The sequence below is a fragment of the Verrucosispora sp. WMMC514 genome, from assembly GCF_027497295.1.
GTDB classification, from domain to species: Bacteria; Actinomycetota; Actinomycetes; order Mycobacteriales; family Micromonosporaceae; genus Micromonospora; species Micromonospora palythoicola.
This window is the reverse complement of sequence record NZ_CP114906.1, coordinates 1,280,628-1,302,621: the sequence shown is the minus strand read 5'-3', so window position 1 is coordinate 1,302,621 and position 21,994 is coordinate 1,280,628. Positions and strand designations below refer to the sequence as shown.

The 21,994-nt window shown below is 71.8% G+C and carries 22 protein-coding genes and 1 tRNA gene; 13 read left to right on the top strand and 10 right to left on the bottom strand.

The annotated features are described in order from the left end of the window. Nucleotides 1-24 precede the first annotated feature (24 nt). Nucleotides 25-1,677 (top strand): alpha-amylase family protein, encoded by a 1,653-nt coding sequence (locus O7597_RS05890; RefSeq protein ID WP_281582196.1) that lies wholly within the window; start codon nt 25-27, stop codon nt 1,675-1,677. 139 nt (nt 1,678-1,816) lie between these two features. After that, nucleotides 1,817-2,575: a 3-oxoacyl-ACP reductase FabG gene (fabG, locus tag O7597_RS05885; protein WP_269738090.1), complete on the top strand. Its 759-nt coding sequence runs from the start codon at nt 1,817-1,819 to the stop codon at nt 2,573-2,575. Nucleotides 2,576-2,604: 29 nt separating this feature from the next. Here the strand turns inward: fabG and O7597_RS05880 are convergent, their stop codons facing one another. Together O7597_RS05880 and O7597_RS05875 are read right to left on the bottom strand one after the other, a co-directional pair. Next, nucleotides 2,605-3,033, bottom strand: coding sequence for a hypothetical protein (locus O7597_RS05880; RefSeq protein WP_269738089.1), 429 nt, complete (start codon nt 3,031-3,033; stop codon nt 2,605-2,607). Then, entirely contained in the window at nt 3,026-3,427 is a 402-nt protein-coding gene (locus tag O7597_RS05875) for a hypothetical protein (protein WP_269738088.1), read from the bottom strand. The genes O7597_RS05880 and O7597_RS05875 overlap by 8 nt, the downstream gene beginning before the upstream one ends. 202 nt (nt 3,428-3,629) lie before the next feature. Between O7597_RS05875 and O7597_RS05870 the strand changes: the two genes are divergently transcribed. Beyond that, the gene (locus O7597_RS05870) at nt 3,630-4,532 is read left to right on the top strand and encodes a Gfo/Idh/MocA family oxidoreductase (RefSeq protein ID WP_269738087.1); all 903 of its coding nucleotides are present in this window, start codon (nt 3,630-3,632) and stop codon (nt 4,530-4,532) included. A 329-nt stretch (nt 4,533-4,861) separates the two neighbouring features. Further along, on the top strand, nt 4,862-5,659 hold the full coding sequence (gene erm / locus O7597_RS05865) for an ErmE/ErmH/ErmO/ErmR family 23S rRNA (adenine(2058)-N(6))-methyltransferase (protein ID WP_281582195.1): 798 nt from the start codon (nt 4,862-4,864) through the stop codon (nt 5,657-5,659). Nucleotides 5,660-5,669: 10 nt separating this feature from the next. Here the strand turns inward: erm and O7597_RS05860 are convergent, their stop codons facing one another. Next, nucleotides 5,670-5,861 carry a DUF2795 domain-containing protein gene (locus O7597_RS05860; protein ID WP_164447670.1) on the bottom strand — a complete coding sequence of 64 codons (192 nt, stop codon included), beginning with the start codon at nt 5,859-5,861 and terminating at the stop codon, nt 5,670-5,672. 85 nt (nt 5,862-5,946) lie between these two features. On the opposite strand from O7597_RS05860, the gene O7597_RS05855 reads away from it, so the two are divergent. Then, nucleotides 5,947-7,203, top strand: coding sequence for an erythromycin esterase family protein (locus tag O7597_RS05855; RefSeq protein WP_269738085.1), 1,257 nt, complete (start codon nt 5,947-5,949; stop codon nt 7,201-7,203). Nucleotides 7,204-7,262: 59 nt separating this feature from the next. Here the strand turns inward: O7597_RS05855 and O7597_RS05850 are convergent, their stop codons facing one another. Together O7597_RS05850 and O7597_RS05845 are read right to left on the bottom strand one after the other, a co-directional pair. Continuing rightward, nucleotides 7,263-9,515: an MMPL family transporter gene (locus O7597_RS05850; protein WP_281582194.1), complete on the bottom strand. Its 2,253-nt coding sequence runs from the start codon at nt 9,513-9,515 to the stop codon at nt 7,263-7,265. A gap of 36 nt (nt 9,516-9,551) precedes the next feature. Further along, nucleotides 9,552-10,103: a TetR/AcrR family transcriptional regulator gene (locus tag O7597_RS05845; protein WP_281582193.1), complete on the bottom strand. Its 552-nt coding sequence runs from the start codon at nt 10,101-10,103 to the stop codon at nt 9,552-9,554. A 125-nt stretch (nt 10,104-10,228) separates the two neighbouring features. Between O7597_RS05845 and O7597_RS05840 the strand changes: the two genes are divergently transcribed. Together O7597_RS05840 and O7597_RS05835 are read left to right on the top strand one after the other, a co-directional pair. After that, nucleotides 10,229-11,038: an isocitrate lyase/phosphoenolpyruvate mutase family protein gene (locus O7597_RS05840; RefSeq protein WP_281582192.1), complete on the top strand. Its 810-nt coding sequence runs from the start codon at nt 10,229-10,231 to the stop codon at nt 11,036-11,038. A 65-nt stretch (nt 11,039-11,103) separates the two neighbouring features. Then, entirely contained in the window at nt 11,104-12,063 is a 960-nt protein-coding gene (locus O7597_RS05835; protein ID WP_281582191.1) for an ATP-dependent DNA ligase, read from the top strand. Nucleotides 12,064-12,155: 92 nt separating this feature from the next. Here the strand turns inward: O7597_RS05835 and O7597_RS05830 are convergent, their stop codons facing one another. Next, nucleotides 12,156-12,680 carry a DoxX family membrane protein gene (locus O7597_RS05830; protein WP_281583191.1) on the bottom strand — a complete coding sequence of 175 codons (525 nt, stop codon included), beginning with the start codon at nt 12,678-12,680 and terminating at the stop codon, nt 12,156-12,158. 328 nt (nt 12,681-13,008) lie between these two features. Between O7597_RS05830 and O7597_RS05825 the strand changes: the two genes are divergently transcribed. Both O7597_RS05825 and O7597_RS05820 read left to right on the top strand, forming a co-directional pair. Further along, a complete protein-coding gene (locus O7597_RS05825) occupies nt 13,009-13,257 on the top strand; it encodes a type II toxin-antitoxin system prevent-host-death family antitoxin (protein WP_281582190.1) in 249 nt (82 codons plus the stop codon). Then, nucleotides 13,254-13,637: a PIN domain-containing protein gene (locus O7597_RS05820; RefSeq protein WP_269738079.1), complete on the top strand. Its 384-nt coding sequence runs from the start codon at nt 13,254-13,256 to the stop codon at nt 13,635-13,637. Before O7597_RS05825 ends, O7597_RS05820 begins: the two co-directional genes overlap by 4 nt. Before the next feature lie 249 nt (nt 13,638-13,886). Here O7597_RS05820 and O7597_RS05815 read toward each other — a convergent pair. The 4 genes from O7597_RS05815 to O7597_RS05800 form a co-directional block, all read right to left on the bottom strand. Next, a tRNA-Arg gene (locus tag O7597_RS05815) sits at nt 13,887-13,958 on the bottom strand. Nucleotides 13,959-14,017: 59 nt separating this feature from the next. Next, nucleotides 14,018-14,710 (bottom strand): winged helix-turn-helix domain-containing protein, encoded by a 693-nt coding sequence (locus tag O7597_RS05810; protein ID WP_281582189.1) that lies wholly within the window; start codon nt 14,708-14,710, stop codon nt 14,018-14,020. Between the two features lie 172 nt (nt 14,711-14,882). Next, nucleotides 14,883-15,536, bottom strand: coding sequence for a DUF305 domain-containing protein (locus tag O7597_RS05805; protein WP_281582188.1), 654 nt, complete (start codon nt 15,534-15,536; stop codon nt 14,883-14,885). Between the two features lies 1 nt (nt 15,537). Next, entirely contained in the window at nt 15,538-16,356 is an 819-nt protein-coding gene (locus O7597_RS05800) for a DUF3105 domain-containing protein (protein ID WP_269738076.1), read from the bottom strand. A gap of 100 nt (nt 16,357-16,456) precedes the next feature. Between O7597_RS05800 and argS the strand changes: the two genes are divergently transcribed. From argS to thrC, 4 genes are read left to right on the top strand one after another with little or no spacing between them, the layout of a single operon-like run. After that, nucleotides 16,457-18,121, top strand: a complete 1,665-nt coding sequence (gene argS / locus O7597_RS05795; protein WP_281582187.1) for an arginine--tRNA ligase — start codon at nt 16,457-16,459, stop codon at nt 18,119-18,121. A 40-nt stretch (nt 18,122-18,161) separates the two neighbouring features. After that, nucleotides 18,162-19,547, top strand: coding sequence for a diaminopimelate decarboxylase (gene lysA / locus O7597_RS05790; protein WP_281582186.1), 1,386 nt, complete (start codon nt 18,162-18,164; stop codon nt 19,545-19,547). Continuing rightward, nucleotides 19,544-20,866: a homoserine dehydrogenase gene (locus O7597_RS05785; RefSeq protein ID WP_269738073.1), complete on the top strand. Its 1,323-nt coding sequence runs from the start codon at nt 19,544-19,546 to the stop codon at nt 20,864-20,866. Before lysA ends, O7597_RS05785 begins: the two co-directional genes overlap by 4 nt. Nucleotides 20,867-20,901: 35 nt before the next feature. Next, nucleotides 20,902-21,951, top strand: a complete 1,050-nt coding sequence (gene thrC, locus O7597_RS05780) for a threonine synthase (protein WP_269738072.1) — start codon at nt 20,902-20,904, stop codon at nt 21,949-21,951. Nucleotides 21,952-21,994 lie beyond the last annotated feature (43 nt).

Sequence of the window (21,994 nt, the reverse complement as noted above, 5' to 3'; positions counted from 1 at the left end):
CCGACCGGGAGAAGGTACGGGGGCATGTCTGACAGGTGGTACTCGGAGGCGGTCGTGTACTGCCTCGACATCGACACGTACGCGGACTCCGACGGTGACGGGGTCGGAGACATCCGGGGTCTGATCGGCCGGCTCGACTACCTCGCCCGGCTCGGGGTGACCTGCCTATGGCTGCACCCCATCCATCCGTCGCCCAACGACGACGACGGCTACGACGTGACCGACTTCTACAACGTCGACCCACGGTTCGGCACCCTCGGTGATTTCGCCGAGTTGCTGCACCAGGCCAACAACCGGGGCATCCGGGTGATCATCGACCTGGTGGTGAACCACACCTCCGACCAGCACCCGTGGTTCCAGTCCGCGCGCTCTTCGCCGGACTCGCCGTACCGCGACTGGTACGTCTGGTCCGAGCAGGAGCCGGCCGACCGGCACCAGGGCATGGTCTTCCCCGGCGAACAGCATGAGACCTGGACCTACGACCGGACCGCGAAGGCCTGGTACTACCACCGCTTCTACAAGTTCCAGCCGGACCTGAACACCATGAATCCGGCGGTACGCGCCGAGATCAAAAAGATCATGTCGTTCTGGATCCAGCTCGGCGTCGCCGGCTTCCGGATGGACGCGGTGCCGTTCATCATCGAGCGCACCGAGCCCGGCGACCCGAGCCCGGAACTGGACTTCGGGTTCCTCACCGAGCTGCGCCAGCACGTGCAGTGGCGGCGCGGGGACGCGGTCCTGCTGGCCGAGGCGAACGTCGAGCCGGACAACCTGCCCGCCTTCTTCGGCGACCGTGGCGGCTCGGCGAACCGGGTGCACATGCTCTTCGACTTCATGCTCAACGGGCGGCTGATGCTGGCCCTGGCCCGGCAGGACCCGGAACCGGTGATCGAGGCGTTGCGGGACACCCCGGCACTGCCGCAGGGCGGGCAGTGGGCGACGTTCCTGCGCAACCACGACGAGATCGACCTGTCCCGGCTCACCGCCGAGCAGCGCAACGAGGTGTACGAGCAGTTCGGTCCCGAGGAGCACATGCGCATCTACGACCGGGGCATCCGCCGCCGGTTGGCACCGATGCTGGGCAACGACCGTCGGCGCGTCGAGTTGGCGTACTCCCTGCAGTTCTCGCTGCGCGGCACGCCGGTGCTGCGCTACGGCGAGGAGATCGGCATGGGGGAGGACCTGTCGCTGGACGGCCGGGAGGCCATCCGTACCCCGATGCAGTGGTCGAACCAGCCCAACGCCGGTTTCTCCACGGCGGAGCCGGAGAAGCTCGTCCGCCCGGTCATCGACAAGGGCGAGTTCGGGTACGAGAAGGTGAATGTCACCCTCCAGCGCCGGGACCGGACCTCGCTGCTGGCCTGGTTCGAGCGGATGATCCGTACGCTGCGGGAAGCCCCGGAGATCGGCTGCGGCTCGACCACCCACATCGACGTGCCGATGCCTCCGGGAGTGCTGGCGCACCGCGCCGACGGGCCGACGGGGACGATGGTCTTCCTGCACAACCTCGGCACCACCGACGCCGAGGTGGACCTCAGCCAGCTTCAGCCCGAGGCGGACCTGCCCATCGACGTGCTCGCCGACCGCAACTACGACGACGTCGGCAAGCTGGACAAGCTGCAACTGTCCGGTCACGGCTACCGCTGGATCCGGCTCTGTCGATCCTGGTCGCACTGAGCCGAAGACCGGGCCGACCCGCCGTGGTCGGTGACCTCCGGGCCGGTGGGCCCGGTCCGGAGGTCGGGATCGGCGGGGGTCAGGCCGCCCCGGCGTGGGTTAGGCTCCTGCCGTCGAGCCAAGTTACCGGGAGGTAGGCATGTCGGAAGGGCAGCGGGTCGCCATCGTGACCGGAGCGGCACGGGGAATCGGCGCGGCCACCGCCAGGCGGTTGGCCGCCGACGGGCTGGCCGTCGCGGTGGTCGACATCGAGGAGGCGGCGACCAAGGAGACCGTGGACGCGATCGCGGCGGCCGGCGGCCGGGCACTCGGCGTCGGTGCGGACGTGGCGGACCGGGCCCAGGTGGAGGCCGCCGTGCAACGGGTGGCCGCCGAGCTGGGCGCGCCGACCGTGCTCGTCAACAATGCCGGCGTACTCCGCGACAACCTGCTGTTCAAGATGACCGACGCCGACTGGGACACCGTCCTGGGCGTACACCTGCGCGGGGCGTTCCTGTTCAGTCAGGCCGCGCAGAAGCACATGGTCGAGGCCCGTTGGGGCCGCATCGTCAACCTGTCCAGCACCTCCGCGTTGGGCAACCGGGGCCAGGCCAACTACTCGGCCGCCAAGGCCGGGATGCAGGGCTTCACCAAGACCCTCGCCATCGAACTGGGCCCGTTCGGGGTGACCGTCAACGCGGTCGCGCCCGGCTTCATCGTCACCGACATGACCGCGGCCACCGCCGCCCGGATGAAGGTGGACTTCGAGGCGATGCAGAAGCACGCCGAGTCGGAGATCCCGGTCCGCCGGGTGGGCCGGCCCGACGACGTGGCGCACACCATCTCGTTCCTGGCCAGCGAGGGGGCGTCGTTCGTGTCCGGCCAGGTCGTCTACGTCGCCGGCGGCCCCCGCGACTGACCGGCCCCGAACAGCGGCCCCTTCTGGTCTCAGGAAGGGGCCGCTGCCGCCCTTCGGCGGGTGTGCCGGAGCCAGGCCAGGCCGAGGACCGGCAGCACCAGCGGGATGTAGCCGTAGCCGCTGCCGAAGCCGGACCAGACCGTCTCGTCGGGGAAGAGGTCCGGTCGGGCCAGACTCACGGCACCGACACCGACCACGCCGACCAGTTCCAGCCCGCAGCAGGCCAGGGCGATCCGGCGGCCCGCGTGACCGGCCCGCGCCAGCCCGACCGCCGCCACGACGTAGACGATCGCGGCGAGCGCGGAGAGCAGGTACGCCAACGGCGCCTCGTCGAACCTGGTGACGATCTGGAGAGCGGCGCGGCTGCTGGCGGCGATGGCGAAGAGCAGGTAGACCGCGATCAGCAACCGTCCCGGACCGGCGTTGGTGCGAGGCCGGGCGGTGCTCAGCTCAGCCACCGAGCACCTGCCAGGTCTGTTGGAGCCGGACCACGACCACCGGCGTCACCAGGCACACCGCGCACACGATCGCCGAGCCCCAGCGGGTCGGTTCCATCCGAGCCAGCACCGCCGCGAGCGGCGGCAGGCAGACCAGCGTGACCAGGTAGCCGAAGAACGATCCCGGTTCGCCCGGACGCTCACCGCCGGCCAGCGCCACGGCGGTCACCAGCACCAGGCCGAGCAGCAGCAGCTCCAGCACGGCCAGCCCGATCAACTGCGTCCGGTCCGGCGGCCGGTGGCGCAACGCGGCCACCAGCGCCCAGGCCGCGACCAGCAGCGACAGCACGATGGCGGCGACGGCCAGTGCCCCGTCGGCCGGAGACCCGGTGGTGGTCGCGGCGGTGGTGCTCACCCGGTCCGTCCGGTGCTCGTTCCGATCACCGCACCACTCTACTAACCCCCGTAGTAAGAGCGTCCGCCGCCAGGGCGGCCGGTTACCGTGCGCGCGGCCCCGGCCCCGGCCGGCGGGACGCCGGGTACGCACGGTCGCGGGGGACTAGCGTGATCACTGTCGCGGATCAGCCGTGGCCAGGCGAGGACGGCGGAGGTACGGGATGCGGTTCGGGTTGTTCGGCACCGGGCACTGGGCGGCGGAGACGCATGCGGCGGCGCTCGAGGCGCACCCGAGAGCGGATCTGGTCGGCGTGTGGGGGCGCAACCCCGACAAGGCCGCCGCGCTGGCCACCCGGTACGGGGTGCCGGCCTTCGACGACGTCGACTCGCTGATCGAGGCGTGCGAGGCGGTGGCCGTCGCACTGCCGCCGGACGTCCAGGCGGACATCGCCGTCCGGGCCGCCACCGCCGGTCGACACCTGTTGCTGGACAAGCCGCTCGCGCTGACCGTGGCCGACGCCGACCGCGTGGTCGAGGCAGCCACGGGCACGGGTGTCGCGTCGGTGGTCTTCTTCACCGGCCGGTACCAGCCGGACGTCGCCGGCTTCATCGCCGCGACCGCCGCGGCCGGCGGCTGGCACACCGCCAGCGTGATCCGGTTCGCCTCGATCTTCCAGCCCGGCAGTCCGTACGGGCAGTCGCCGTGGCGGCGGGAGCACGGCGCGTTGTGGGACATCGGTCCGCACGCGCTGGCCGTGTTGCTTCCGGTGCTCGGCCGGGTGGCCCGGGTGGCCGCCACCGACGGCCCCGAGGGCCTGGTGCACCTGCTGCTCAGCCACGCCGACGGGGCCACCAGCACGGTCTCGCTGACGCTTGACGCACCACCCCGTTCGGTCGCCGCGGAGTTCGTCTTCTACGGCGAGAGCGGCATCGAGCGACTGCCGAACGGTGGTGCCGGCCCGGCGACGGCGTTCGGGGTGGCCATCGACCAGTTGCTGGCCGAGGTCGACGCCGGTACCCGGGACCACCGCTGCGACGTGCGCTTCGGTCGCGAGGTGGTGGCGGTCCTCGCCGCCGCCGAGGCCGCCCGCGCACAGGGCACCGTGGTCGACGTGCCGGCCTGAGCGCGGGCGGTAAACCGGTCGCCACCGGCCGGACGAGTCGGTAGGGTCGCCGGCATGTGCGTGCACGCCCTGATCAACGCGGCCGCCTCGCCGGCCGCCTTCGGGCCGCTGCTGGTGGCCCGCCCGCGCGTCCGGCGTCCGGCCCTGGCCGGCGCGACCCGCGACTGACGCCTTCCGCGCATCCGCCCGCGTCACCCGCACCGCATCGCGCGGTGCCGCTTCCGCGCCATCTCACCAGGGCCGTCCGAGTCCCGATCGCTCGGACAGGCCCCGTCGACGGTCGCCTGTCCGCTCTCGTCGCCCACCCGGCGACAGACAAGGACGACGCCATGGCGCCCCGCTGTACCCGCACGACCGAACGCGACCGGTCCCGTCGCGTGCTCTCGCAGAATTTCCTCACCGACCCGGCCGCCGTCGCGCGGTTCGTCGACGCCGCCCGCCCCGATCCGCACGGACTGGTGCTGGAGGTCGGCGCCGGCCGGGGGCAACTGACCCGCCCGCTGGCCGCGCGCTGCGGCCGGCTGACGGCCTACGAGGTGGATCCCGTCGCCGGGGCGGAACTGGCCCGGGTCTGCGCGACCCTGCCGAACGTGACCCACCGCCAGGCCGACTTCCTCGCCACCGTGGCACCGGGGGAGGAGTTCTGCGTGGTCGGCAACATCCCGTGGTCGCTGACCGCGGCGGTGGTGCGCTGGTGCCTGGCCGCGCCCCGACTGCGCGCCGCCACCCTGCTCACGCAGCTGGAGTACGCCCGGCGGCGCACCGGTGCGTACGGCCGGTGGACCCGACTGACGGTGCTCAGCTGGCCGGAGTTCGACTGGCGGCTCGCCGGGTGGGTGTCGCGTACCGCGTTCCGCCCGGTGCCCCGGGTCGACGCGGGCATGCTCCGCGTCGAGCGGCGGGCAACGCCGTTGCTGCCACCCCGGGCCCTACCGGCGTACCGACGGATGGTCGAGCTGGGGTTCGGCGGGGTCGGCGGCTCGCTCGCGGCGTCGCTGGCCCGCGAGCATCCGAAGGGTCGGCTGGCGGCGGCGTTGCGCGCCAGCCGGCTCGACCCGGACCTCCCGGTGGGGCATGTCTGGCCGGAGCAGTGGCTGGTGCTGTACCGCCTACTGCACGCCCGCTAGCGGGCCCGGCTCAGGGGAGGGTGCCCAGCGCCTCGGTCAGCTCGGTGGGCGAGCTGAACTGGTCCACCGGCAGCGCGCGTACGGCCTGCAACTGCTCGGTGCTCGCGCCGTTCTCCTGGCACCAGCGGATCAGGTCCTCACGGGAGACGGGATACTCCAGCCCGGCGAGGTACTCGTGCAGGGCGGCACCGCTGTCGGTCATGCTGTGCGAACTACCCGCGTAGCCGTCTCGGCACACCCCGGCGGGCCACCGCGTTTGCCCGTCGGGGTGCCGGGTAGCCGCAGGCATGCTGGTACAGCGGCTCGGCGCGCCGAGCGACCTCGATCCGTTGCTGGAGCGTGTCCGGGACGCGCGGGTGGTGATGATCGGGGAGGCGACGCACGGCAGCTACGACTACTACCGCATCCGGGAGCAGTTGACCCGCCGTCTGGTCGCCGAGTGCGGCTTCTCCTTCGTGGCGGTGGAGGGCGACTGGCCGGACTGCGACCGGGTGCACCGTTCGGTGACCGGTGCCCCGGGAGCGGCGGCCGAGCCGCAGACCGCCCTGGAGGGGTTCGAACGGTGGCCGACGTGGATGTGGGCCAACGCCGAGGTGGCCCGCTTCTGTCGTTGGCTGCGGGCCTGGAACATGGACCGGGCCGAGACCGCCCGGGTCGGCTTCCACGGGCTCGACGTCTACAGCCTCTGGGAGTCGATGCAGGCGATCTTCGACTACCTCGGTGAGGAGGAGCCGGCGTCGCTGGAGATCGCCCAGGACGCCTACCGGTGCTTCGAGCCGTACGGCAAGCGGGTCGAGGAGTACGGCGCGGCGAGCCGGTTCGTCTCCGCCCGGTGCGAGCAGGAGGTGATCCGGCTGCTGGCGCGTACCCGGCAACACGCCGCCGCCGACGGGCCGGACGCCTTCTCGGCCTGGCAGAACGCGGAGGTGGTGGCCGGCGCGGAGCGCTACTACCGGGAGATGGTCGCCGGTGGGCCCGGCTCGTGGAACGTCCGGGACATCCACATGACCGACACCCTGGATCGCCTGCTCGACCGCTACGGGCCGGGCGCCCGGGGTGTGGTGTGGGCGCACAACACCCACGTCGGTGACGCGCGGGCGACCGACATGGCCGCCGACGGGATGGTGAACATCGGCCAGTTGGCCCGGGAACGCCACGGCCCGGACCAGGTGGCGCTGATCGGCTTCGGCAGTTGGCGGGGCACGGTGATCGCCGCGCCGCGCTGGGGTTCGCCGGCGGAGGCGATGGTGGTGCCGCCGGCCCGGCCCGGTTCGCTCGAACATCGGCTGCACGAGCTGATGCCGGAGCGGGCGGTGCTCGTCTTCGGCGGGCCGGACCAGCCGGGTTGGGTCACCGACACGCTCGACCACCGGGCGATCGGGGTGGTGTACGACCCGTCGTTCGAATCGTGGGGCAACTACGTGCCGACCCGGCTGGGGGAGCGCTACGACGCCTTCATCTGGTGCGACGAGACCACCGCGCTGCATCCGTTGCCCGCCCTGGCCGCCCCAGGCGAGATGGAGACCTATCCGGCCGGCGTCTGAGCCGGCGTCGACCCGGCCCTCCACCCGACGTGCGGTGAAGGGCCGGGTCGCCGTGCGGGTCAGGCGCCGGCACCGACCTTGTCGTCGAGCCGGGCGCGCAGCTTCTCGCCCTCGATGTCGACGTTCGGCAGCGCCCGGTCCAGCCAGCGGGGCAGCCACCAGGCCACCTTGCCGAGCAGCGACATCACCGCCGGCACGATGGTCATCCGGACCACGAAGGCGTCGATGGCCACGCCGATGGCGAGCGCGAAGCCCATCGACTTGATCACCGGGTCGTCGAGGAAGATGAAGCCGCCGAAGACCGAGGTCATGATCAGAGCGGCGGCGGTGACCACCCGCGCGCCGTGCCCCATCCCGTTGATGGTGGCCTGCTGGGCGGTGTCGCCGTGGACGAAGTCCTCCCGCATCCGGGAGACCAGGAACACCTCGTAGTCCATGGCCAGGCCGAACAGGATGCCGATCAGCAGGATCGGCAGGAAGCTGATCAGCGGGCCGGGTGTGTCCAGGCCGACCAGGTCGGCGAGGTGACCCTGCTGGAAGACCGCGACCGTGATGCCGAAGGTGGCGGCGACGGTGAGCAGGAAACCCAGCGCCGCCTTGACCGGCACCAGCACCGAACGGAACACCAGCATCAGCAGCAGGATCGACAGGCCGACCACCAGCGCCAGATAGATCGGCAGCGCGTCGGAGAGCTTCTCCGAGATGTCGATGCCGATTGCGGTAACCCCGGTGAGCAGCACGTCGGCGCCCTGGATGTCACCGACGGCGGTGCGGATGTCGTGCACCATCGTCTCGGTGGCCGGGTCGGTCGGGCCGGTCTGCGGGATCACCCCGAGCAGCGCGGTCCGGCCGTCCGGGCTGAGCTGCGGCGGGGCCACGGCGAGCACGTTGTCGGTGCGCTGGACCAGGGCGGTCACCTGCGGGATGGCGGCGGCGGTGGCACCGGCGTCGTCGCCGGCGACAACCACCGCGAGCCGGCCGGTGAAGCCCGGTCCGAAGCCCTCCGTGATCAGGTCGTTGGAGACCCGCGCGGCCGAGCCGACCGGCGCGGTACCGGCGTCGGGCAGCGCCAGGCGCATGTCCGGTGCTGGCAACGCGAGCAGCCCCAGGCCGAGCAGGCCGACCAGGATCACCGGAATCCGGAACCGGGTGATCAGCCGGGCCCAACGGAAGCCGAACGCCGAGGTGTCCTCGCTGCCGTTGGTGGCGGTCTCCGGTGCCGCGCGGTGGGTGGTCACGTCGCTGCGGCGGGCGGCGTCGTCCGGGACGTCTTCGGCGGTCAGCGCCACCGGCACCGACGAGCGCAACCGGCGGGGCAGCACCCGGCGACCGGCGAAGCCGAGCAGCGCCGGTTGCAGGGTGATCGCCACCAGCACCGCGACGGTGACGGTACCGGCGGCGGCCAGACCCATCACGGTCAGGAACGGGATGTTCACCACCGCGAGACCGGCCAGGGCGATGACGACCGTGGCTCCGGCGAAGGTCACCGCCGAGCCGGCGGTGCCGACCGCCCGGCCGATCGCCTCGTCCGCCGGCATGCCGTCGAGCAGGTTCTGTCGATACCGCGAGGTGATGAAGAGCGAGTAGTCGATGCCGACGGCCAAGCCGAGCATCAACGCGAGGATGGGTGCGGTGCTGGTCAGCTCGATGACGCCGCTGAGTGCGAAGAGACCGGCCATGCCGACGCCGACGCCGATCAGCGCGTTGAGCATGGTCATGCCCGCGGCCACCAGCGAGCCGAAGGTGACCACCAGGACGACGAGGGCCACCGCGACGCCGATCGCCTCGGTGGAGCCGACCTCGGGCTCGGTGTTGAGCACCTCACCGCCAGGCGCCACCTGCCAACCCTGGGCCTCGGCCTCGGCGCCGAGCTGCTCGTACGCCTCCCGCTGTTCCTCGGTGATCTGGTCGGCGCCGTCGTTGAACTGCACCTGGATCAGCGCGTACTGGCCGTCGGGAGAGACCGAGCCGACCTGGAACGGGTCGATGGCGGCGAGCACACCGGGTACCGCCGTGGCCTCCTGGGTGACCGACTGGATGACCGACTGGCCCTCGGGTGTGCCGAGCTGTCCCGGAGCGGGCGCCTTGACCGCGATGGTGCCGGTGGCGCCGGCCGCCGCCGGGAACTGCTCGTCCAGCAGGTCGAGCGCGCGCTGCGACTCGGTGCCGGGCATGGTGAAGTTGCTGGCCGTCGGGCCGCGCAGGGTCGCTGCTGCCAGGCCGAGCCCGACGAGTACGACGAGCCAGATCGCGGCGACGAGTCGCCGCCGACGCATCGATCCCCGGCCAAGCCGGTAGAGCAGGGTCGCCATGAGGTCCTTTCCCTCGGTCGTGGATGGTGGGACGGGTCAGTGGGCGGGCGGTTCGAGCGCCCGGCGCATCAGGCCCAGCAGCGCGTCGCCCAGTTCCTGGTCGGGCACGTCGGCGAACTGGCCGCAGGTCTCGGCGATGCCCGCCAGCAGCACCAGCGCGGTGATCCGGGCGGAGGCCCGCTCGGACCGCCCGGCGAGCGCGTCGATCAACCGTTCGGAGATCTCCTGGATGTGGGCGAAGTCGGGCTGTTGCAGCAGCTCCGGGAACTCGCCCCGGAGCAGGGCGATCTCACCGCGGAACCGGACCGCGAGGTCGACGAAGCCTTCGGCGGCGACCCGCTGCGCGGCGGCCGGCCCGGGCTGGTCGGCGATCCGGTCGTCGAGTGACCGCAGCACCTCGATCGCGGGTGCCATCAGCTCGGTGAGGATGGCCTCCTTGTTGGCGAAGTGGTACAGCACCGCCGCCTTGGAACAGCCCACCTCGGTGGCGATGTCCTGCAACGAGGTGCCCCGGTAACCGGTGGCGGCGAAACGCCTCGCCGCCGCCGCGAGGATCTCGCCGTGCGTCTGCGGGGTGGTGCGGGCCATGACTCTCAGCATGCCTGACCGATCGGTCAGAGCTGACCGATCGGTCAGATCAGTGGCGTTTCCCACAACCAGGTGCGCCGAATTGGCTCTCCGGGTGGCTCCGCGCCGTAGCGAGAATCGGGGTCATGACCGACTCGACGGCGGCCCGGGCGGTCGCGCTTCGTGCCCTGCACCGCCCCGGCGACCCGCTGGTGCTGCCCAATGCCTGGGACGCCGGCTCGGCCCGGGCGGTGGTCGCCGCCGGTTTTCCGGCGGTGGCGACCAGCAGCGCGGCCGTCGCCGAGTCACTCGGGTACGGCGACGGCGAGCGCACGCCACCGGGCGAGATGTTCGCCGCCGTGACCCGGATCGCCCGCGCGGTCGCCGTTCCGGTCACCGCCGATCTGGAGCGGGGCTACGGTCTGCGCCCGGACGAACTGGTCGCCCGGTTGCTCGACGCCGGGGCGGTCGGGCTCAATCTGGAGGATTCGGATCCGCGTACCGGCGTCATGGTCGATGCGGAGGAACAGGCCGACCTGCTGGCCGGGGTGCGGGCCGCGGCGGAGGACGCCGGGGTGGCGGTGGTGGTCAACGCCCGGACGGACGTCTTCCTACGGCCCGGTGCGGAACCGGCCGACCGGCTCGCCGAGGCGGTCCGCCGGGCGCGCCGCTACCTGGCCGCCGGCGCGGACTGCGTCTACCCGATCCTGCTGGCCGACCCGACGCAACTGCGGGATGTCGTGCAGGCCGTGGCGGCGCCGGTCAACGTACTGGCCCGCCCCGACGGACCGGGACGGACGGCACTGGCCGCCCTGGGCGTGGCCCGGATCAGCTACGGCTCCGGCCTGTACGCGGCGACCCGCGCCCACACCGCCCGGCTGCTCGCCGCCGTCGCCGCCGGTGAGCCTCGCGGTGGGCGGCCGGGCACCCTCCTCCCGTGGAGCCTGTCGAGCTGACGGCGTCAACGGATCACCTGCGGGTTCCGGTTGACCGCGGGGCGTCCGGCCGGGATGGTGATCGGATGGGGGCTGACGAGACCCGGGACGGGGTCGCGCTTACCAATCTCGACCAGCCGTTGTTCGACGGGTCGGGCGCGAGCAAGCGCGACCTGGTCGACTACCTCGACGCGGTGACCGACCGGATCGTCCCGCAGTTGCGCGGCCGTCCGCTGTCGGTGGTCCGGGTACGTCCGGGACAGCCGCAGTTCATGCAGAAGAACCTGCCGCGGTACACCCCCGACTGGGTACCTCGGGTGTCGATCTGGGCCGAGGCGTCCCACCGGGAGATCGCGTACGCGCTCTGCGACGACCGCCGTACCCTGCTCTGGTTCGCCAACCAGCGGGCCGTCGAGTACCACCCCACCCTGGCCGTGGTCGACGACCTGAGCCGTCCCACCCACCTGGTGCTGGATCTCGATCCGCCGGAGGGCGGTGGGTTCGCGGCCGGGGTGGCGGCCGCGCTGCTGGTCCGGCAGGCCCTCGCCGACGCCGGGCTGGCGGGCGCGGTGAAGACCAGCGGCGCCAAGGGGGTGCACGTCTTCGTCCCGGTCGAGCCCGGCCCCGACGCCGAGGAACTGGCCGCGGCCACCCGGGCCCTCGCGGCTCGGGCGGAGCGCCTGGATCCGGCGTTGGCGACCACCGCGTTCATCCGCGAGGACCGGGGCGGCAAGGTCTTCGTCGACCCCACCCGCACCGGCGGCGCGACGGTCGTGTCGGTGTACAGCCCCCGGCTGCGTCCCGGCGTGCCGGTCTCCTTCCCGGTGCCCTGGCCGGACCTGGAGTCGGTCACCCCGTCGGACTTCACCATCCGGACGGTCCCGGCGCTGGTGGCGCAGCGAGACCCGTGGGCCGAGCTGATGCCGCCGCCGCAGCATCTCCCGGCGGACCTGGTCGAGGAAGGGCGGGCCATTCCGGTGCCACGGGTGCAGGCCATGCACGAGGGCCGCCGTCGAGCCCGCGCCCGGCGCGCCGCCGCGGACTGAACAGGACGAGCGCCCGCGCCGGCCTTCCTGCCGCCGGCACGCCGCTGGGCCGGACCGTGGTGGCGGTCCGGCCCAGCGGCTGGTCGAGCGGATCAGAGCATCCAGCGGTGGCGTTGCACGAAGGGCAGGCGGGCCCAGAGCCGACCCAGACCCCAGGTGTGCCCGGCGTACGCGGCGGCCAGGGCGACCAGGACCACGGCGTAGATCAGGTGGTAGTCGACCACCGGGTTGGTGGAGCCGGTCGGGTCGCCACCGGCGGTGAACCGGGCCAGCGGAAACTCGGCCAGCCACATCAGCGCCATCATCAGGGTGCCCGAGGCGGCCGCCACCCGCAGACCGACGCCGGCGATCAGGGCGAGACCGATGGCGGCCAGGCCCACCATGAACAGGGTGTTCGCCCACCACGTTCCGGCGATCGAGTGGGCCACCGACTGCATCGGCCCCACCTCGACGTTGGCGAGGAACCCCTTGGTCGGCGAGCCGCCGTTGATCCAGGCACGCTCGGTCGGGGTGGCGTAGCCGAGGCCGAAGGTCTTGTCGAGGAAGGCCCAGAGGAAGACGAGGCCGGTGGAGATCCGCAGCACGGCAAGAGCCCGGGCGGCGGTCGTGGTCAGCATGGCGCCGGGCAGTTCGGCGTGTTCGAGCGGACGCTCGATCGAGCGGTGGGTGCCCTGGTGGACGGTCATCGTTGCCTCCGTGGTCAGCTTCTTACGTGACCACTCTCGCCCGGCGGCGGGCCGTCGCGCGCGGGCCGGAACACCCGAAGCCGCCAGGACCAAGGTCCCGACCTCGGCAGGCCGCTCAGCTGACGGCGACTACGCCTCACCGCTGCCTGGGACGCGGCGATCGGAGCTTGATCTGGCTGTGCTCACGGCGACCTGCGTGATCGTCGGGACGCAGCCGACGAACGTCGACGGCGCGTAGCACATGTGCTACGTTGGGCTTATGCATGAAGTGGGGCTGCGGGAGATGCGGCAGAACGCCAGTGACCTGGTACGCCGGGCGCAGGCGGGTGAACGCTTGACGATCACCGTCGCCGGCCGGCCGGCAGCCGTGCTCGGCCCGATCAGTCCTCGAACCTGGCGCGAGTGGGACGACCTTGCCGGCGTGTTCGACCAACCCACAGACCCGGGGTGGGTCGACGATCGGAATCTCCTGGACGACACCGTCACCGATCCGTGGGTCGAGCGGTGAGTCGGGGCATCCTCGACACCAGCATCCTCATCGCCACCGATGTAACCCCCATTCCTGGTGAGCTGGCCATCAGTGTCGCCAGCCTCGCCGAACTCCAGTTCGGTGTCCTGGTCGCGAAAAGCGCCGAGGCGAGGGCGCTGCGGTTGGCGCGGTTGAGTGCCATTCAACGTCGATTTGATCCGCTGCCTATCGACGAAGCGATCGCCGACAGCTACGCGCGGTTGGCCGCACGGGTCGTCGAGACCGGCCGCCAGCCGCGAGCCAGGGTGATGGACCTCCTCATCGCCGCAACGGCCCACGCCCACGACGCCGCCGTGTACACCCGTAACGCCGAGGACCTCACAGGTCTCGAAGACCTCATCACGATCCACCGCATCTGACTCCCGCCGCGCACATTGGCTTGGTCGCAACGGCAGAAGAAGCCGCAGATCTGGTGGTCGAGAGTCTGCCCGGCTCACAGATCATCGGGCAGAACCCGGAACGCCGGATGGCTGCTCAGCGGACGGATAGCTCGAAAGTCCCGCCGGTCAAGCGTCAAACCGCATCCGTCTCATACTGCTCGGCGAGCACTACCTTCCCGGAAGGCTCCCGGGATGCGGCCGGGCCACTACAGATCTTTCAGAAAAAGGTGCCCCCGGCAGGATTCGAACCTGCGCCCCCGCCTCCGGAGGGCGGTGCTCTATCCCCTGAGCTACGGGGGCTCAGCGACTGGAGAAGACTAGCAAACGCCCCTCCCGATCGCCCAATCGGTATCGGCGCGTCAGGCGGCGAGTGCGCGTCCGCAACTGGGCAGCGGGTGCGGCACGATGCGCCTGGGGAGCCGGCGCGGCCATTCGTTGCGGGCCCAGGAGCCGTCCACGATCAGGTGTACGGTGCGTCGCTCGGCTCCGCTGAGTCGGTGTACGAACTCCCGGGGCAGTGGCGGGTCGACCGACGGGGTGGTGACCATGAACCGGACCCGCCCCCGAGACGAGACCGCCGAGATGACGTCGGCCGCCGGCATGGTGCCCCGCAGCCGGACCCGGCCGACCCAGTAGACCTCGGCCAGGTGTTCCTGGGCCGCCCGGGTGATCGCCGGGTACTCGCTGCGGACCCAGCGTTCGACCGCCCCGACGCAGAGCCCGCAGGCCCGTTCGCGGGGCTCGCGCGGACCCAACCCCCAGGCCCGCAGGTACGCCCCGACGACCCCCACGTCAAGCGTCAGGCCGAACTGCTGCTGGATGAGGGCGTGCAGACTCTGGCGGGTCCACAGCTCCTCGTCCAGACCGAACGCGTCGGGGTAGACGCCCCGAAGGGTGTCGATCAGTTCGAGTTCCTGTTCGCGGCTGAGTGTTCCCGGCTCACCCTGCCGCTGTCCGCGACGGACGGCTGCCACCGCTCCGTCACCGCCGATGGTGTGGCGTCGGCACCAACTGGTGACCGAACGCCGCGCGTCTCTGAGTGCAACCCCCACGTCCCGGACAACGAGTGCACTTCGCTCCAAGTAACCCCTAGAGGGAAAATCGGTCTTATGTCCCCAAGGTGGGGCGGAGAAGGCGAACTCGCTGGCACCTGGATGCCTACGCGTCGCCGCCCCGCTCGTATGACGAGCGGGGCGGCGAGGGTTGATTCGGCAGGCGAGCGGCTCAGCCGTCGGCAGGAATCATCCGGCGCAGCTCGTTGATCTCCTTCTGCTGCGCCTGCTTCGATGCCTCGGCCAACCGGACCACCTCGGGCCGGTCCGACACCTTGAGCACACCGTCGGCCATGTGAACGCCGCCAAGATGGTGGTCGATCATCAGCTTGATGAAGAGTCGGTCGACCTCCACGCCCTGGGCCTCGTGCAGCTGGGTGATCTCCTCGCGGGTCGCCATGCCCGGCATCAGCCCGTCCGGGCCCACCGGCACCGCGTCGGGCATCCACTCCATCGCGGGCCGTGAACCGGTGGGCAGCAACTCCCACTCCTGCAACCAGCGCTGCATGTGACCGATCTGAGCCTGCTGGGTCAGGGCCATGTCGTAGCCCATCTGCCGCAGCGCCGGATTCTGCGCCTTGGCGTACGCGATCATCGCCATCTCCACCGCCTGGGCGTGGTGTCGGGACATGTCCCGGGCGAAGCCGGCCTCGGCCGAGTCGTCACCCGGGGCCCGGTCGGACACCAGGGTCGCGGCCGTCCACCCGATGCCGAGCAGCAGCACCGCCGCCATGACCAGGGTCAGGTAACGCAGTGTCCGGGACGGCCGGTGGAGTTCGGTGCCGTTGCGCTCCGCCGGGGTCGCCTCCTGGGTGGCGCTGGGCATGTCAGCCACCCGTCGGCGGAGCCAACTCGCGCGGCTCGGTGCCGGTGCCGGTCGTGTAGTTGCCGGACGAGCAGGGCACACCCGGCTCGATCGAGGCGTTCTGCGCCAGCGTGGTGGCGAACTCCTTGATCCGCGGGTCGTCGGCGCTGTCGACCTTGAGCTGGTAGCCCCACGCCTGCAGCGACACGGCGGCGTCCAGGCCCTCGTACGGGCTCATCAGCATGAAGTCGTTGCCTCGGATCACGCTGGCCAGCTTCTCGACATCGGCCGCGGGCAGGTCCGGGCGGTAGGTGAGCCAGACAGAGCCGTGCTCCATGCTGTGCACCGCGTGCTCGGACGCGATAGGCGCGTCGTAGACGTCACCGAGGCACCGCTGCCAGGCGTTGTTGTGCGCGCCACCGACCGGCGGGCTGTACTTGTATTCGATCTTGCCGGACTGGTGCGACTCGTAGGTGAGGCTCTCCGGGTCGGTCTCGCGGTAGTTGACGATGCCCGCGATGTCGGCCGCCTTGTCCTCCCAGGACTGGCTGCCCTTGAAGGTCGCCCAGGCACCGAATCCGATGATCGACGCGGCGAGCACGCCGACGGCGACGAACAGCGCGATCGGTCCCCACGACCGACCCTGGCTGACCTTCACCGGGGTGATCGGCTTACGTGGCCCCTTGCCGCCCCCCGCGCGCTGGGCCGAGCCGGCCTTGCCCGGGCCAGCCTTGGCTCCGGTCGCCTTGGCGCCGGCGGCCGGCCGTCCCGCCGCCGGCTTCTTGCCGGTGCTGACCACAGTCGGGCGGCGCTCCGGGCCGCCCGGGGTGCTGATACTCATCGTGCCTCGTCAGGTCGGTCGGTCAGGGGCTCTGGCGGGCCGGGTTCGGTTGCTGGGTCGCCGCCGCGGGGACCGAGTCTACCCCCGATAACATGGATCGGTGACTCCAGCAGAACTCGCCGAAGCCGTCCTCGCCGCCGCTCACGCCGTCTTCGCCGACCGAGGTTGGGACCGCTCCGCGCTGCCGGGGCACACGACGGTCGAGCGACCGCGCAACCCGGAGCACGGCGACTACGCGGCCACCCTGGCGCTTCAGCTGAGCAAGAAGGCCGGCCTGCCGCCCCGAGAACTGGCCGCCGCGCTCGCCGCCGAGCTGGCCAGCACGCCGGGGATCAAGTCGGTCGAGATCGCCGGCCCGGGCTTCCTCAACATCCGGCTCGACGCGGCCGCCGCGGGACAGCTCGCCCGTTCGATCGTCGAGGCGGGCGACGAGTACGGTCGCGGCGACCGGCTCGCCGGCCTGAAGATCAACCTGGAGTTCGTGTCGGCCAACCCGACCGGTCCCGTGCACATCGGTGGCGTCCGCTGGGCGGCGGTCGGCGACGCGTTGAGCCGGCTGCTGCGGGCGACCGGCGCGGAGGTCGGCACCGAGTACTACTTCAACGACGCCGGCTCGCAGATCGACCGCTTCGCCCGCTCGCTGCTGGCCGCCGCCCGTGGCGAGCCGGCGCCGGAGGACGGCTACGGCGGCGCGTACATCGCCGAGATCGCCGAGCAGGTCACCGCCCGGCGGCCCGACGTGCTGAGCCTGGACGACGCCGCCGCCCAGGAGGTCTTCCGGGTCGAGGGTGTCGCGTTGATGTTCACCGAGATCAAGTCCTCGCTGCGGGACTTCGGGGTCGAGTTCGACACCTACTTCAACGAGAAGGACCTGCACGATCGCGGTGAGCTGGAGCACGCCCTGACCCGGCTGCGCGAGCAGGGCCACCTCTTCGACTCCGACGGCGCCACCTGGCTGCGGACCACCGACTTCGGCGACGACAAGGACCGGGTGCTGCGCAAGTCCAACGGTGAGTGGACCTACTTCGCCGCCGACTGCGCCTACTACCTCGACAAGCGGGAACGGGGCTTCGACCGGGTCGTGATCATGCTGGGGGCGGACCACCACGGCTACGTCGGCCGGATGAAGGCGATGGCCGCCTGCTTCGGTGACGACCCCGAGCAGACGCTGGAGATCCTCATCGGGCAGCTGGTGAACCTGGTCCGCGACGGCGCGCCGGTCCGGATGAGCAAGCGGGCCGGCACCGTGGTGACCCTGGAGGACCTGGTCGACGCGATCGGGGTGGACGCCTCCCGCTACGCGCTGGCCCGGTACTCCAGCGACTCGCCGATCGACATCGACATCGAGCTGTGGACCCGGGCCACCCGGGACAACCCGGTCTACTACGTGCAGTACGTGGCGGCCCGCACGGCGAGCGTCGGCCGCAACGCCGCCGAGGTCGGCCTCACCAGGGGCGACGCGGCGTCGTTCCGACCCGAGCTGCTCGACCACGACAAGGAGAACGAGCTGCTCAAGGCGTTGGCTGAGTTCCCCGCCGTGGTGGCCGCCGCGGCCGAGCTGCGTGAGCCCCACCGGGTGGCCCGGTTCCTGGAGGACCTGGCCGGGGCGTACCACCGGTTCTACGACAACTGCCGGATCCTGCCCCGGGGCGACGAGGCCGTCACCGACCTGCACCGGGCGCGACTCTGGCTCAACGACGCGACCCGGGTGGTCATCGCCAACGGGCTGCGCCTGCTCGGCGTCTCGGCGCCGGAGCGGATGTAGTGGTGAGCGGTCCCGCGGTCGCGAATCCAGGGAGGCACTGATGCGGGCGCACGAGGCGGGCGCGCTGCACGGCGACATCGGTAACCGGGGGCCGGCCTGGCTGCGTACCCCGGACGACGTGAACGCCCTGGTGCCGCAGTTGTGGCCGCGCAACGTGACGCGCGCCGCCGACGGCGCGCTCACCGTCGCGGGCCTGGGCGTACGCGACATCGCCGCCGAGTTCGGCACCCCGGTGTACGTGCTCGACGAGGACGATCTCCGCTCGCGCTGCCGGGACTTCCAGGCCGCCTTCCCGGACGAGGACATCTACTACGCGGGCAAGGCCTTCCTCTGCCGGGCGGTGGTCCGGATGATCGCCGAGGAAGGCATGTTCCTCGACGTGTGCAGCGGCGGGGAACTGGCCGTGGCGCTGGCCGGCGGGATGCCGCCGGAGCGGATCGGCTTCCACGGCAACAACAAGTCGGTGGCCGAGCTGAGCCGGGCCCTCGACGTCGGGGTGGGGCGGATCATCGTCGACTCGTTCCACGAGATCGAGCGGCTCACCGCGTTGGCCCGTGAACGCGGCGTACGGCCCCGGGTGCTGATCCGGGTCACCGTCGGGGTGGAGGCGCACACCCACGAGTTCATCGCCACCGCCCACGAGGACCAGAAGTTCGGCTTCTCCCTCGCGGGTGGGGCGGCCCTGACCGCGGCGCTGCGCGTGCTCGACGAGGACGTGCTGGAGCTGCGCGGGCTGCACTCGCACATCGGCTCGCAGATCTTCGACACCAGCGGCTTCGAGGTCTCCGCCCGTCGGGTGCTGGCCCTGCAGGCGCAGATCCGCGACGCCCGCGGCGTCGAACTGCCCGAGCTGGACCTCGGCGGTGGTTTCGGCATCGCGTACACCTCGCAGGACGATCCCGCCGCCCCGCACGACCTGGCCAAGCGGCTACGCAAGATCGTGGACTCGGAGTGCGCGGCGGAGCGGCTGGCCACGCCGCACCTGTCCATCGAACCGGGTCGGGCGATCGTCGGCCCGGCCGTGTTCACCCTCTACCAGGTGGGTACGGTCAAGGACGTCGACGGCATCCGGACGTACGTCAGCGTCGACGGCGGGATGAGCGACAACATCCGGACCGCCCTGTACGACGCGTCGTACTCGGCGACCCTGGCCTCCCGGGCGAGCACCGCCGGGCCGATGCTCGCCCGCGTGGTGGGAAAGCACTGTGAGTCCGGGGACATCGTGGTGAAGGATGAATTCCTGCCCGCCGACGTGCAGCCCGGAGATCTTGTCGCGGTGCCCGGCACGGGCGCGTACTGCCGCAGCATGGCCAGCAACTACAACCACGTGCCCCGCCCCGGCGTGGTCGCGGTTCGCAACGGCCGGGCCCGGCTGATCGTTCGACCGGAGACCGAAGAGGACCTGCTCGCTTTGGATGTGGGATGACGTCACCTGTACGCCTCGCCCTGCTCGGCTGCGGCACCGTCGGTGCCGAGGTGGTCCGGCTGCTGCACGAGCAGTCGGCCGACCTCGCCGCCCGCGTCGGTGCCCCGTTGGAGATCGCCGGCATCGCCGTGCGCCGGATCGGGCGGGACCGCGGCGACCTTCCCGTCGACCCGGCCCTGTTCACCACCGACGCGCTCGGGCTGATCAAGCGGGACGACGTCGACGTGGTGGTCGAGGTGGTCGGCGGCATCGAGCCGGCGCGCGGCTGGCTGGTGGAGGCGTTGCGGGCCGGCAAGAGCGTGGTCACCGCCAACAAGGCGTTGCTCGCCGAGGACGGCGGCGCCCTGCACGACGCGGCGGCGGAGGGCGGCGGCGATCTCTACTACGAGGCGTCCGTGGCCGGGGCGATCCCGCTGCTGCGCCCGCTGCGTGAGTCGCTGCACGGTGACCGGATCACCCGGGTCACCGGCATCGTCAACGGCACCACCAACTTCATCCTCTCCGCGATGCACGCCACCGGTGCCGGGTTCGCCGAGGCGCTGGAGGAGGCCACCGAGCTGGGGTACGCCGAGGCTGACCCCACGGCCGACGTGGAGGGCTTCGACGCCGCCGCCAAGGCGGCCATCCTCGCCTCGCTGGCCTTCCACAGCCGGGTCGCCGCCGCCGACGTGCACCGCGAGGGCATCACCGAGGTCACCGCCGCGGACGTGGCCAGCGCCAAGGCGATGGGCTGCACGATCAAACTCCTCTGTATCGCCGCGCGCGGCGCCGACGGGCAGGGCCGGGAGGCGGTGAGTGTCCGGGTGCACCCGGCGATGATCCCGGTGACCCATCCCCTGGCCAGCGTGGGCGACGCGTTCAACGCGGTCTTCGTGGAGGCCGAGGCGGCCGGGCAGCTGATGTTCTACGGACGCGGTGCCGGTGGGGCGCCGACCGCCAGTGCGGTGCTCGGTGACGTGGTGGCGGTGGCCCGCAACCGGCTCGCCGGAGTCCGCGCGGCCAGCGAATCCGCGTACGCCGACCTGCCGGTACGCCCGATGGGTGAGGCGCTCACCCGCTACCACATCAGCCTCGACGTGGCCGACCGGCCCGGTGTGCTGGAGTCGGTGGCCGGGGTGTTCGCCCGGCACGACGTCTCGATCGCCACCGTCCGGCAGGGGCCGGCCGCCGGTGCCGCCGGCGCCGCCGGTGACGCCGTCCTGGTCATCGTGACCCACGTCGCGCCGGACGCGGCGCTCGCGGCGACCGTCCGGGAACTGCGCGGGCTGGACATCGTCCGGTCGGTGGCGAGCGTGCTGCGGGTCGAGGGCGGGCTGTGAGTGGCCGGGTCAATCGTGGAGGCGAGGAGAGCGTGATGTGGCGTGGTCTGATCGAGGCCTACCGGGACCGGTTGCCGGTCACCGAGGCCACGCCGGTGGTCACCCTGCACGAGGGGAACACGCCGCTGCTGCCGGCGCCGGTGCTCTCCGCCCGGCTCGGCTGCGACGTGTACCTCAAGGTGGAGGGTGCCAACCCGACCGGCTCCTTCAAGGACCGGGGCATGACGATGGCCGTCTCCAAGGCGGTCGAGGCCGGTAACAAGGCGATCATCTGCGCCTCCACCGGCAACACCTCCGCCTCCGCCGCCGCGTACGCGGCCCGGGCCGGGATGACCTGCGCGGTGCTGGTGCCGCAGGGCAAGATCGCGTTGGGCAAGCTGGCGCAGGCGCTCGTGCACGGCGCCAAGCTGCTCCAGGTCAACGGCAACTTCGACGACTGCCTGGCGCTTGCCGCCAAGCTCGCCCAGGACTACCCGGTCGCACTCGTCAACTCGGTGAACATCGACCGGCTGCACGGCCAGAAGACGGCCGCCTTCGAGATCGTCGAGGCGCTCGGCGACGCACCCGACATCCACTGCCTGCCGGTGGGCAACGCCGGCAACATCTCCGCGTACTGGATGGGTTACGCGGAGGACCATGACGCCGGCAACGCCAGCCGGCGACCGAAGATGTACGGCTTCCAGGCGGCCGGCGCGGCGCCGATCGTGACCGGGCAGGTGGTGGCCGAACCGTCCACCATCGCCACGGCCATCCGGATCGGCAACCCCGCGAGCTGGACGAAGGCCCTGGACGCGCGGGACACCTCGGGTGGCCTGATCGAGGCGGTCACCGACCGGGAGATCCTGGCGGCGTACCGGCTGCTGGCCCGGGAGGTCGGCGTCTTCGTGGAACTGGGCAGCGCGGCAAGCGTCGCCGGCCTGCTCCAGCAGGCCGCCGCCGGCCGGGTGCCGGCCGGCGCCACGGTGGTCTGCACGGTCACCGGGCACGGTCTGAAGGACCCGGAGTGGGCCATCTCCACCGCACCCGCCCCCGTCACCATCGCCAACGACGTGCTCCTCGCCGCCCGCTCCCTCGACCTCGCCTGAGGTCCGGTCCTCCCCGCCCCCGCCCCCGAGCACCCGCCGATCA